The organism is Paenibacillus sp. HGF5 (assembly GCF_000204455.1).
Classification (GTDB): domain Bacteria; phylum Bacillota; class Bacilli; order Paenibacillales; family Paenibacillaceae; genus Paenibacillus_AQ; species Paenibacillus_AQ lautus_A.
The window spans coordinates 26,484-38,169 of record NZ_AEXS01000160.1 but is presented as its reverse complement, the minus strand read 5'-3'; the positions used below and the strand labels follow the sequence as shown (position 1 = coordinate 38,169).

The 11,686-nt window shown below is 52.2% G+C and carries 11 protein-coding genes and 1 pseudogene; 9 read left to right on the top strand and 3 right to left on the bottom strand.

Annotated features, from left to right (window positions below):
* Positions 1 to 246 precede the first annotated feature (246 nt).
* Positions 247 to 1,298, top strand: a pseudogene (locus HMPREF9412_RS26415) (glycoside hydrolase family 53 protein).
* Positions 1,299 to 1,371: 73 nt separating this feature from the next.
* On the opposite strand, the gene HMPREF9412_RS26410 reads toward HMPREF9412_RS26415, so the two are convergent.
* The gene (locus HMPREF9412_RS26410; protein WP_009594890.1) at positions 1,372 to 1,842 is read right to left on the bottom strand and encodes a MarR family winged helix-turn-helix transcriptional regulator; all 471 of its coding nucleotides are present in this window, start codon (positions 1,840 to 1,842) and stop codon (positions 1,372 to 1,374) included.
* 212 nt (positions 1,843 to 2,054) lie between these two features.
* On the opposite strand from HMPREF9412_RS26410, the gene HMPREF9412_RS26405 reads away from it, so the two are divergent.
* Genes HMPREF9412_RS26405 through HMPREF9412_RS26395 form a run of 3 tightly spaced genes read left to right on the top strand, consistent with a single transcriptional unit; the run spans position 2,055 to position 4,288 of the window.
* On the top strand, positions 2,055 to 2,243 hold the full coding sequence (locus HMPREF9412_RS26405; protein WP_009594888.1) for a hypothetical protein: 189 nt from the start codon (positions 2,055 to 2,057) through the stop codon (positions 2,241 to 2,243).
* Between the two features lie 34 nt (positions 2,244 to 2,277).
* Positions 2,278 to 3,009: an ABC transporter ATP-binding protein gene (locus HMPREF9412_RS26400; RefSeq protein WP_009594934.1), complete on the top strand. Its 732-nt coding sequence runs from the start codon at positions 2,278 to 2,280 to the stop codon at positions 3,007 to 3,009.
* 13 nt (positions 3,010 to 3,022) lie between these two features.
* Entirely contained in the window at positions 3,023 to 4,288 is a 1,266-nt protein-coding gene (locus HMPREF9412_RS26395; RefSeq protein ID WP_036673670.1) for an ABC transporter permease, read from the top strand.
* 51 nt (positions 4,289 to 4,339) lie between these two features.
* Here HMPREF9412_RS26395 and HMPREF9412_RS26390 read toward each other — a convergent pair whose 3' ends face one another.
* Positions 4,340 to 5,617, bottom strand: a complete 1,278-nt coding sequence (locus HMPREF9412_RS26390; RefSeq protein WP_009594864.1) for an NAD(P)/FAD-dependent oxidoreductase — start codon at positions 5,615 to 5,617, stop codon at positions 4,340 to 4,342.
* Between the two features lie 210 nt (positions 5,618 to 5,827).
* On the opposite strand from HMPREF9412_RS26390, the gene HMPREF9412_RS26385 reads away from it, so the two are divergent.
* The 3 genes from HMPREF9412_RS26385 (at position 5,828) to nadE (ending at position 9,233) form a co-directional block, all read left to right on the top strand.
* A complete protein-coding gene (locus tag HMPREF9412_RS26385; RefSeq protein ID WP_009594865.1) occupies positions 5,828 to 7,552 on the top strand; it encodes a two-component system sensor histidine kinase NtrB in 1,725 nt (574 codons plus the stop codon).
* 323 nt (positions 7,553 to 7,875) lie between these two features.
* Positions 7,876 to 8,310, top strand: a complete 435-nt coding sequence (locus HMPREF9412_RS26380; RefSeq protein WP_009594942.1) for a BrxA/BrxB family bacilliredoxin — start codon at positions 7,876 to 7,878, stop codon at positions 8,308 to 8,310.
* Positions 8,311 to 8,423: 113 nt separating this feature from the next.
* Positions 8,424 to 9,233, top strand: coding sequence for an ammonia-dependent NAD(+) synthetase (nadE, locus tag HMPREF9412_RS26375; protein WP_009594931.1), 810 nt, complete (start codon positions 8,424 to 8,426; stop codon positions 9,231 to 9,233).
* A 77-nt stretch (positions 9,234 to 9,310) separates the two neighbouring features.
* Here nadE and HMPREF9412_RS26370 read toward each other — a convergent pair whose 3' ends face one another.
* Entirely contained in the window at positions 9,311 to 9,862 is a 552-nt protein-coding gene (locus tag HMPREF9412_RS26370) for a dihydrofolate reductase family protein (RefSeq protein WP_009594901.1), read from the bottom strand.
* Between the two features lie 195 nt (positions 9,863 to 10,057).
* Here HMPREF9412_RS26370 and acpS point away from each other — a divergent pair, with 195 nt between their 5' ends.
* Positions 10,058 to 10,453 carry a holo-ACP synthase gene (gene acpS / locus HMPREF9412_RS26365; RefSeq protein ID WP_036673691.1) on the top strand — a complete coding sequence of 132 codons (396 nt, stop codon included), beginning with the start codon at positions 10,058 to 10,060 and terminating at the stop codon, positions 10,451 to 10,453.
* Between the two features lie 25 nt (positions 10,454 to 10,478).
* Positions 10,479 to 11,627, top strand: coding sequence for an A/G-specific adenine glycosylase (mutY, locus tag HMPREF9412_RS26360; RefSeq protein WP_009594861.1), 1,149 nt, complete (start codon positions 10,479 to 10,481; stop codon positions 11,625 to 11,627).
* Positions 11,628 to 11,686 lie beyond the last annotated feature (59 nt).

Genomic DNA, 11,686 nt, shown 5'->3' with positions numbered 1-11,686 from the left:
CCTCTTCCAGGGACAGGTGCCTTCGTGCGATGCCTGTCCCTTCATCATGCACCGCGCCGCTCATTTGCCTATTCCATGTGAGCATCCTTTCCGCACCGGATCTGACATTTCGGCCCTTGCGCCCGGGTTCATTTTGCTTGGAAAAGAACCGGAAATGTTGGCATTATGCCCTGTGGCTTCATATGGAAAACGCTTACAATTAGAGTGTCACTTGCGCAGTGAACGAAAAACCAAGGAGGTATCGTAATGACTGGAGTCGCGAAAGGAGTTTGGTGCAGGTTGTTTCTTTGCGTGTCAATGCTTGCGTTAACGTTTGGCTTTTCGGGTAACGGCGCCGCCGAGGCGGCGCCTGCCTTTGCAAAAGGAGCGGACATCAGCTGGGTTCCCGGTATGGAAGCTCAAGGGTATAAGTGGAAGGACAAGACAGGGGTTCAGCGCGATATTCTGGACATTCTGAAGAACGATTACCAGATCAATTCGGCAAGGATCCGTGTCTGGGTCAATCCCAACATGAATGATTACTGAACGGTTATCTGAATGCGGAAAAAGCCGCCGATCTGGCCCAGCGTGCCAAGAATAAAGGCATGAGCATTATGCTTACGCTCCATTACAGCGATTCTTGGGCGGACCCGGGACAGCAGAACAAGCCCTATGCTTGGCGTAATTTTTCTTTTCAGCAGCTGATGGATGCGGTCTATTCCCATACCGTCTATGTGATGAACACCATGAAGAACAAAGGCGTGACTCCGGATTGGGTACAGGTCGGCAACGAAACCAACAACGGAATGCTGTGGGAGGACGGCAAGGCCTCAGTGAACATGAAGAATTACGCATGGCTCGTCAATACGGGGCATAACGCGGTGAAGTCCGTCAACAGCCAGGCCAAGACGATCGTTCATTTATCGAATGGCTACGACAATGAATTGTTCAAGTGGAATATTGGCGGCTTGATCAGCAACGGCGCGAACTTCGATATTATCGGCATGTCGCTGTACCCGGAAGCGGGCGATTGGTCATCGAAGGTCGATCAGACGATAGCCAATGCCAAAGACATGACCGCCAGATATGGAAAAAGCATCATGATCAGCGAAATCGGCATGGATTACAATCAGCCGGCGGCAGCCAAGAGCTTTATCCAGAGCATCAAGACCAACGTGAGAGGCTTAGCGGGAGGTACCGGGCTGGGTGTGTTCTACTGGGAGCCTGAAGCCACACCGGGCTACAATGCGGGATACAACAAGGGAGCCTGGCAGGCGGACGGGAAGCCGACCATTGCCTTGGAAGGCTTTAAAGACTGAGCGTTTCTAACCAGTACATTGAGCAAGAAGAACCCTGTTCCCGAGAAGGAGGAAGGGTTCTTCTCTTTGCTTTTCAGCCCTGCTGGCGTACGATCTGCACCAGTTCCGCATGTTTTCCCATTTTGCCCAGCAGTCCGATCAGCTGGCGCTTCTCTTCCTCGTCCAATCCCCCCAAGGCATGCTGGATGTGTTGTTCATGCAGCGGGTACAGCTTCTGCATCAATTGCTCTCCGGACGGAGTCAGCTCGGCATAGATCACTCGTCTGTCCTCGGGACAGGGTCTGCGGCGCACGTAGCCTTTTTCAACCAGCTTATCGACCACGTAAGTTACGTTTCCGCTCTGCAGGAGCAGTTGTGCCCCGATCTGCTGGATGGGCTGGCGGCCTTTATAGAACAGTACTTCCATTACGGCAAAAGAGGTTGGATTAAAGCCTTCGATTTTACTGCCATTCACGACATGTTCGTTGACGCTCTTGAATGACTTGGCAAACACCCGATACAGGTGCATCGCAAGCTGTGTATCGCGTTCATGTGACACCTTCATACATTCTCCCGCCTTTGGTATGGACTCATGTCCTGAATTACTTCAAATCTAAGATTACGCTGAAATATACAAATGCAACATGTGATTTGTCACAATGCAGACGAAACATTTTTCATTCTCCGGCTCCGGCAGCCACGACGCCTCCAGCCCGATACGCCCTCCGTGCGTCGATCCTATAATGAAATTCAAATGGGAAGAAAAGGGTGGGGGACATGAAACAAGCACAAACCGCAGATTCCGTTGGGTTCAAACCGCTGCTGCCGTACAAAGGCAGAATCGAAAGGAAGGATGATGCCGCTGCAGCAGGGAAAGGTATCCATAGGGTCACTGAAACTGAAACGACTACGATAGAATGCAAGAATGTTTCGCTAAATGCAACGAATCCCTGCCCTGCTGCGTAATACTGGGAATAGAGACAACGGATGGGGTGTTAGGATGCATAAGATTCAAGAGAATGGACTTGAGCCTGAACCGGTGCTGAAGGTGGATATTCAGGAGGCAGGATACGAGCCAAGCCGCCCGCGCATACGGGATATATCGTTTCAAGTGGTGCCCGGCGAGCTTCTGGGTTTGATCGGACCGAACGGAGCGGGGAAGAGCACGACCATTAAGACGGTGCTGGGGCTTCTAAAAGATAGCAAAGCCGATGTCTATATTGCGGGCAACCCTCCGCGATATGCTTACGTTCCCGAGCAGCCCGTGTTTTACGAGGACTTGACGCTGTGGGAGCATTTGGATCTGGCAGCTGCTGCTTTTGGAATGGACGATCAGCAATTTGAGGAGCAGGCCGCCCAACTGCTTCGGCAGTTCGGCATGGAGTCGGTACGCCATGAACTGCCGGGAGGCTTCTCCAAAGGAATGAAGCAGAAGATGATGCTGATGATCGGCTTTCTCTCCAAACCCGACGTTTATATCGTGGACGAGCCGTTTATCGGTTTGGATCCCCGGGCAACGCGCGACTTCCTGAATTTGCTGCTCGAGGAGAGGCGCCGTGGCGCAGGTGTATTGATGTCTACCCATGTGCTGGACACCGCGGAAAAAATTTGCGATCGATTTGTGCTCATATCCGGAGGGCGGATTGCCTCGGAGGGCACGCTGGACCAAATCCGGCAGTCCGCTGAACTTCCCGGCGCATCGTTGTTTGACTGCTTCGATGCGCTGACATAGGGGGATGATGGATATGGAACGATCACATCACTTCAGACATCCGGCCGCCCTCTTATGGCGAAGGGTGACCGCTCATTGGAAGAATCAGCGCGACAATCTGGCGACCGTGGTCGACTGGGTCGTAATGCTCTACATTATTGTCCCGGGCCTTCTCTTGGGAGGCGGGTTATACCGCGAGTTATGGACGAGCCCGCTTCCCGGATGGGTACACTTCCTGCCGCTGCAAGCGGTGGTAGGGATCCTGCTCTTCATGTTTTCCGGCAGAGTGCTGCTATTCTTTGAAGAGGCCGACACGTTGTTTCTTCGCCAGAAGCGGGAATGGATGAAGGGATTAATGATCGGAGGCATGGCGTACAGTCATGCGGTTTCAACGATCAAGGGATTGATCATCTCGGTGCTTGCGCTGCCGATTCTCGTCAGGGAACATGAAATTACCGGAACTGCCCTGATGACATTACTGGCAGTTACAGTCGTTTGCGCCTGGTGCGCCAATCTATGGACGGCCATGATCCGTTCCCGTTATAAAGGATGGCGGAAGCATCTGATGACGTATGTTGTACGCTGGCTATCATTCGGATTGCTGACGCTGCTTGTTACGTTTTGGCTTCATTCCTATGTTGTTATATGGGCGGCGGTCTTGCTTCTGCTCATGCTGCTTTTTTTTCTCAGCCGAAAGCGTCTGGCCATGCAGGGGACCTTCCTGGCCGATGCGCGCGAGGATGCAAAGACTCGGGTGCAGCTGACGGAGAAGCTGCTGGTTCAAGCCGTCGGGAAACCGCCCAGCATACGAAGCAAAACCTGGTTTATGCGGAAGTCCGGCCGATTGTTCAAAGGCACGGCAGAGAAAAGGCTCGCCGATGCGGGGCTTAAAGCGATTTTGCGCCAACCTGAGAGCTTGTTATTGTACGTTCAGATTACGCTGGTCGGCATCCCGGCCGTCTGGCTGCCGCCGCTGATCATCAAAATCATCGTTTATGCTGCCCTTGTCTTGATGATGTCGTATTGGCTGAACACAAGATGGGCGTTGTTTGCCAAAGCCGAATTCATGCATGTGCTTCCGTTTACGAATCAACAGCATCGAGCCGCCGGCATTGTTGCGGTACGAGCTTTGCTCGCCGTTCCCGCATTTCTTTATTCGCTCGTGGCAGGATTAACGCTTTTTCAGGGCGTAACGGGATGGCTCGCCGTGCTTGCATTGACCGTGCTTGCTCTCATGGTCGCGCCATCGCTCATGTCTTGGCCGGTATACAAGGAGGAGAAACGCCAACCTCAGGAATAATCAAAGCGCGCCGGAATGATCCCATAACACAGGGCATTCCGGCGCGCTTTTTTAATCGGCTATGTGCGATACGGACTCGGCGGCATGCTTGCCTGCCGTATATCCGGTCGCAAAGGCGGCCGTGATGTTGTAGCCGCCGGTGTATCCATGTATATCCATAACCTCGCCGCAGAAGAAGAGGCCGGGCATCAGCTTCGATTCCATGCTTTTGGGCTGGATTTCCTTGAGGCTGACGCCGCCGCCCGTCACGAAGGCCTCCTTCAGCGAACGGGTGCCTGAAGCGCGGAACGTGAACTTTTTAAGAACGGAGGCCAGGTTTTCCTGCGCGGCTTTGGATATGCCGCTGCAGATCATGTCGCTATCGATGGACGATTTGGATAACAGCAGCGGGATCATCCGTTCCGGCAGTATGCCCTTAAGCACGTTCTTGATGCTCTTTCGCGGCTCATCCTCCAATCGCCCTTTGAGCTCGGCCGCAAGCTCCGTTTGAGAGCGCTCGGGGAACATGTCGATGGCCATGTCCACGTTGACGACATCGAATTTCCGCTGCACCTGGCGGATGAACTGACTGCAGCGAAGCGCGATCGGTCCGGACACCCCGAAATGGGTAAACAGCATATCTCCCCGGTGGGCAATCACTTTTTTTCCTTTCGGATTCCAGACGGACAGCTCCACCTCCCGCAGTGACAAGCCCTGCAGCTCTTTAGAGGCAATAAAAGGCTCGGTAGACACGATAGGCACTTCGGTCGGATACAGCTCCGTTATCGTATGGCCTGCGGCTTCAGCCCATGGGTAACCGTCTCCCGTCGAACCGGTCTGGGGCACGGATTGCCCGCCGGTGGCAATGATCACGCAGGAAGATTGGATCACTTCCCCGGATTTCAGCTCGACCCCGGACGTCCGGCCGTTCTCATAGAGAACGCGGTTCACCGGGCTATTCGTCCGTATATCGGTACCGAGCTCCTTCACTTTGCCGATCAGGGCATTCACCACGCTGGAGGCTTTGTCCGTAACAGGGAACATGCGCCCGTTGTCTTCCTCTTTCAACCGGATGCCAAGCCCCTCGAAGAAGGTCATGATATCCCTGTTGTTCCAATGCTGAAAAGCGCTGTATAAAAAGCGTCCGTTCCCCGGGATGTTGGCAATCAATTCATCCTGTTCTTTGGCATTCGTGACATTGCATCTTCCGCCGCCCGAGATGCCAAGCTTTCGGCCCAGCTTGTCCCCTTTGTCGATCAAGAGAACGGAAGCTCCTCTTTCCCCTGCAGCCACGCAGGACATCAATCCGGAAGGTCCGCCGCCGACGACGATAATATCATAATCAAGCATGTTTGCTCATAGCTCCTTTGGGGGTATATCAATTAATAGATGGATCTTATTATATAGGATATTCACGAATTATCCCAAACCTCATGAATAGGACATAAGACGGAGGACTCCGTCGCCGCTGCAGGAATTTACAAGATATTGTAATATGATGTCGCCTGTGCTTTAATCAGAAATATTAGATGCGTTGTCCAATTGAGGTGATGGATCACTGTGCTGAGCCTATGGAAAGATATTTTGCTGCAAGTTTTGCTGTCTGGTACACTCATCTTTCATCTGCCGCTTCTCCTCGACAGACATCTAAAGTGCCTGAACAAGAAGAATCCGGATGATCTGCTTCGATTTCGCAAGCATATTGTCATTGCCAGCGGAATCAGCACTGTATTGTGCGTCTTGATTTCTGCAATGAGCGATTATTACGTTCCGATCCATCTTGGCGTGATCCCGTTATTTTTAGGCATATTATATGGAAGCAGGAGTTCAGGGCTATGTCTTGCAGTAATTTATGTCATAAGCCATGGGCTGATTAACGGCTGGTCAACGACCGGCCTCGTTCTGAATTTGCTTGTCTTGGGATACTCGCTATTACCTAGGGTATCCTCCAATTTCAAGAAAGGCTCCATGACCGAAAAGATTTATTGGCTCTGGAGCGCGCTCGTTCCGGCTATGCTGATTATTGTAGCCTGCCACGCGATGGAAGGAAAGGCTAGGAATGACGATCTGAATCCGGACACGATTCTGGTGACCATTCTGTATATGCTGATCGGCATTTTTTATTCGGGACTGATCGTGTATTGGATCGAATTAACCTCTGGGCGTCTGGCTTCGGGCCAGTACGACGTGAAGGACGGAGAGATTGCTTCATTAACGAAAATGATGGAGATGATTCCTTTAGGGATGGTTGCGGTGGATCGCAGCGGCAATATCATCGCCTTTAATCAACCGCTTATCCGCAGCTTTCGAAACGTGTTTCCCAATCTGACCACCAAGGATGTCATCGGCAGGCCGTTGTTCGACTTGTTGGAGGGCATGATTCAAAAGGAACATCTGCGCAGCCGATTTCAGAGAGCCATAAACGGTGTCGAAAGCACCGGAGAAGTTATGCGCAGCGCTACTAGAGTGTACTCTACCGGCATTTATCCGCTTATACATAATGGGAACGGCGACATCATGGGTGCGGTAGGCATTATGGAAGACATTACGGAGCTTGAGAAGCTCCGCACGGAATTTATTAATGTAGAACGGTTAAGCTTGGTCGGCCAAATGGCGGCAAGCATCACCCACGAGATTCGCAACCCGATGGCTGTCGTGCGCGGATTCCTGCAGCTTATGAAAGAGAAGAGTCCGGATACGCTGGATCATTATTACCGGATCGTCATGGAAGAGCTCGATCGGGCCAATGGCATCATCAGCGACTTTTTGTCCCTGGCCCAGAACCGGGCAGCCGAGAAAGAAGAATGCCACCTTCATGACATTATCCATGAGCTCAGCCCGCTCTTGTGGGCGGACGCTAATTTGCGCGGACAGAACATCGAGCTGAAACTGGGAACCGGCATTCCCGAACTGTATCTGAATGCCAAGGAGATGAAGCAGCTCATTCTGAACTTGTGCCGCAATGGGATGGAGGCCATGGATGACAAGGGGACGCTGACGATCGAAACCCGGCTGGAAGGGGACCTCGCCCAGCTGTATGTGGCAGATACCGGAATCGGCATACCGGAGAATGAGCTGGAGCGCTTGTTTGAACCTTTCTTTACCACGAAGAGCAAGGGGACGGGGCTTGGACTCGCCCTGTGCATGAGCATTATACAGCGTCATCATGGAACGATAGACGTAAAATCCCACCTAGGCAAGGGTACGGTGTTCATCATTTCTTTTCCTGTCCGCTCGTACCCGCACGGCCTGTCGGAATCCCAGAGCGCTGCCGCTTCCGAATAAACGGTCTGTTATTTACGCATCATAAGGCAGAGCTCAGGGTAAAGGAGGGATTCGGATGAGTAAGAACGATTCCAAGCAACAGGAGCGGCAGGAGCGTGAAAACAAAGATCGCCGTGGCGAGCCCATCGTTGACAAGAAAAAGGACGGGGTAAACTATCCTGCTACCTAGTATGATGAATGAAGCAAGAAGACGGGCGGTATCCCATTTTGTGATGCTGCTCGTTTTGTATTTTCTTGCTTTCACTCTTTAGGATTGTATAATATAGATATCGATGAGCTGTTATAATTCGAACAATCTTGTTTATATAAGGAGTGAAGCAGTTATGGGTATGTCTTTTGACCGATATATGCGCGATATGGTTCAACCGATGCGGGATGAACTGACCAGTTTGGGAATCAAGGAGCTCACAACACCTGAAGAGGTGGAAGAAGTGCTTCCGGAGGCGAAAGGCACAACGCTGGTCGTTGTAAACTCCGTATGCGGATGCGCAGCAGGGCAAGCACGTCCTGGTGTAGCCATTGCGCTTGAGAACCAGGTGAAGCCGGATCATTTGTATACCGTGTTCGCCGGACAGGATAAGGAAGCAACGGCGAAAGCCCGTGAGTATTTTGCTCCGTATCCTCCATCCTCCCCATCGATTGCGCTGCTGAAGGACGGGGAATTGGTGCACTTTATTGAGCGTCATCAAGTGGAGAACCGTTCCGCCGAGGAAATCGCCGCAGATTTGACCGACGCATTCAATCGCTACTGCCAGTAATTCGGCAGTTACATAGGCCCCGAAGCATTCGGCATATTCCGAAGCCGCGGGGCTTTTGTTGTATGAATGAAGTACTTAGGTTAGAGAGAACATACTGAAAGGAGTCATCTATCATGAGCCTGCAAGAACAAATTATCGCTGAACTGGGTGTCAAACCTACGATTAACGTGGAGGAAGAGGTACGCAAACGCGTGGATTTCCTGAAAAACTACGTGAAGAACTCCGGCACTTCCGGACTGCTGATCGCCATTAGCGGCGGGATCGATTCGGCCGTGGCCGCCGGCCTGTGCAAGCGGGCTACAGACGAGCTCACGGAGGAGAACGGCAAGGAATACAAGACGCTCGGGGTGTTCCAGCCATACGGCGAACAGGCCGATATTTCCGACAGCTACGCAACGGCGAAGGCCTTCGATTTGAAATATACCGTCGAGACCAATATCGAGGAGGCGGTGAACGAGGTTGCTTTGGAAGTGGAGCATGGCCTGAAGAATATCGGCGTCCATCAACATATGAGTATCCCCGGCAAAGGCAACGTGAAGGCCAGAGTGCGTATGGTGGTACAATATGCGTTGGCATTCGAGCAGAATTTGATTGTTGTCGGCACGGACCATGCATCCGAGGCGATTACCGGCTTCTATACCAAGTGGGGGGACGGCGCAGTGGACATTACGCCGCTGAGTTCCCTGAACAAGCGTCAGGTTCGCATGCTTGCATCCTATTTGGGGGTACCGCAATCGATTCTGGACAAAGCGCCTTCTGCCGGACTTTGGGAAGGACAGACGGACGAGAAAGAGCTCGGAATCAGCTATGATGATAACAGCGACTATCTGGAAGGCAAAACGATCAATCCCGAGGTTCAGCAGAAGCTTGAGAGCTATTACGTCAAAACGGCGCACAAGCGCAATACGATTCCAGGCATCTAACATAACCATACCCCAAGCGAAACAAGCCTTTCGGAGGATCATCCATCCCCGGAAGGCTTTATATTTTTTATGAGAGACTAGGTATATATTATGTTGTAGGTCGGTTTGAGAACGCCGTTGGCATATTGCTTCATATCGATCAAATCGAACTTCAACCTGGGTTTTACACTCCCGAATAACGGAACACCGTCACCAACCATCACTGGATTAATTTTTAAAACCAGCTGATCGATTAGTTTATGCTGGAGCAGGCTTCCTGCCAATTCTCCGCCGCCGCACAGCCACAGCTTGCCGTCTGCCTGCTCTTTGAGATGACGGATGAAGGGGGTGGCGTCCTCCTTGATCAATTCAACCTCATCGTTGGATTCGAATTCTAACGAACGTGAGAATATATAATGCTTAAGACCTTTGTAACCTGGCTCCCCCGGCTTAGCCCCCATCTTAAAACCAAACGCATACGTTTTTCCGCCCATGAGGACCGCCTCATAGTCCTGGATTTCCGCTAGAAAGTCCGGAACATGTTCCCCATCGAATAAAAAAAGGGTCTGATCGATTCTTCCCTCCATCATGGCCTGATCTGCGATAAAATAGTCAAGCGAAACGGCAACGTGATAAATTAATGTACCCAAAACATGATTCCTCCTTCGATCTATATGCTGTTTTGTTCAGTTTATATGGATAAAATTTGAAATACAACAAATGTAATTAATTCATGCTGTTGTAACACCGTAGTCTCGCGTTGGCGGACATCGACTGCTACAATAAGTAGGAGTGTTTATTTTTTGGAACAGGAAGACTGGATCAACGAAGGGGAGCAGACGATTGTGATCTACGGAATCGGGCATGATGTGCTGGACATGAAGCGAATGGAGACGTTGATGACAGGCCCGCATGGAGAGAAGTTCATGCAGCGCGTGCTTACGCAGCAAGAGCAGGCCGTTGCCGCTAAGAAGGGGGCAAGACGGACGGAGTTTGTTGCCGGGCGTTTTGCTGCCAAGGAGGCGATATCCAAGGCATTTGGCTGCGGAATCGGCCGCCTGATCGGATTCCATGACATGGAAGTAATGCCGGGTGCTCTCGGCAGGCCGGAAGCCAGTCTGTCCAAGGAAGCCTGGGACCGTCTGGGCTTGGGGGGCCCCGCCCATTATGCGATTCATTTGACGATTTCCCATCAGGCCACGCTGGCTTCCGCTTTCGCCGTGGTGGAGAAGATCAAGTAAGGAAGACGGAGGAGATTACGTATAGATGCATAACACGGAACACAAACGATACTTCAGCCTAGAGCTGCTGGATTGGTATGAAATCAATAAACGGGATCTGCCATGGCGCAGGCATCGCGATCCTTATTATATATGGGTATCTGAAATTATGCTGCAGCAGACCCGGGTAGACACGGTGATCCCGTATTTCCATCGGTTTATCGAGCGGTTTCCGACGATCCAATCGCTTGCGGACGCGCCGGAGGACGATGTATTGAAATGCTGGGAGGGTCTGGGCTATTATTCCCGCGCACGCAACCTACAGGCTGCCGCTAGACAAGTGACCGAGCAGTACGATGGCGTGATGCCCAGCGGCAAAGACGAAGTGTCGGGTCTGAAAGGGATAGGTCCCTATACCTCGGGCGCCATTCGCAGCATCGCGTTCAACATTCCGGCCGCGGCCGTGGACGGCAACGTGATGCGCGTGCTTTCCCGTTATTTTTTGATCGAGGAAGATATCATGAAAGTGAAAACCCGTACCAAGATGGAGGAGCTTGTGCTGACGCTGGTTCCGGATGGACGGGCCTCGGATTTCACCCAGGCGCTGATGGAGCTGGGAGCCTTGATCTGTACGCCGAAGTCGCCCAAATGCCTGGTATGTCCGGTCATGGAGCATTGTTCGGCCCGGCTGGAGGGCAAAGAGGAATCGCTTCCTATTAAAACGAAGGCCAAGCCGCCGCGTCCTGAATACCGTCTTACCGCGATAGTAGAGGGTACCGGCGTGCACGAAGGAAAGATCCTGATCCGCAAGCGTCCAGCCGCCGGTTTATTGGCCGGGATGTGGGAGCTGCCGCATGTGATCGTACCGGCCGATGGGAGCAGCGTACCGGCCGCAATGCCCGAGGAGACGGCGATGGTCCGCTTGCGCGATGCCTTGCTGGAAGAAGGGGTCCCGGTCCAGCCGATCGGCCATGTGATGGACGCGGAGCATACCTTTAGCCATATTCAATGGAATATGGGCGTATACCGCTGTAAGTGGCAGGATGTGCCGCCGGCAGCCCTGCAAGCAGCGGAAAGCGCGGCTGCATATGAGACGGGCGAAGAGAATTTCCGGTGGATTCACGTTCAGGATATGGAGCGCTACGCATTTCCCAATGTATTCATCCGGATTCTGAATGCCTATTTCTCATCTTGAAGCCGCTTTTGCCTTGTTCATTAGGTAATGCAGGAGAGGTTTGTAAGGAGTCGTGAAGC

Excerpts from the sequence above, each read along its gene's own strand:
- HMPREF9412_RS26390 (WP_009594864.1), bottom strand. The coding sequence starts at position 5,617 with ATGCTTGATTATGATATTATCGTCGTCGGCGGCGGACCTTCCGGATTG.
- HMPREF9412_RS26380 (WP_009594942.1), top strand. The coding sequence starts at position 7,876 with ATGGGTATGTCTTTTGACCGATATATGCGCGATATGGTTCAACCGATG.
- HMPREF9412_RS26400 (WP_009594934.1), top strand. The coding sequence starts at position 2,278 with ATGCATAAGATTCAAGAGAATGGACTTGAGCCTGAACCGGTGCTGAAG.
- mutY (WP_009594861.1), top strand. The coding sequence starts at position 10,479 with ATGCATAACACGGAACACAAACGATACTTCAGCCTAGAGCTGCTGGAT.
- HMPREF9412_RS26405 (WP_009594888.1), top strand. The coding sequence starts at position 2,055 with ATGAAACAAGCACAAACCGCAGATTCCGTTGGGTTCAAACCGCTGCTG.
- HMPREF9412_RS26410 (WP_009594890.1), bottom strand. The coding sequence starts at position 1,842 with ATGAAGGTGTCACATGAACGCGATACACAGCTTGCGATGCACCTGTAT.
- HMPREF9412_RS26395 (WP_036673670.1), top strand. The coding sequence starts at position 3,023 with ATGGAACGATCACATCACTTCAGACATCCGGCCGCCCTCTTATGGCGA.
- nadE (WP_009594931.1), top strand. The coding sequence starts at position 8,424 with ATGAGCCTGCAAGAACAAATTATCGCTGAACTGGGTGTCAAACCTACG.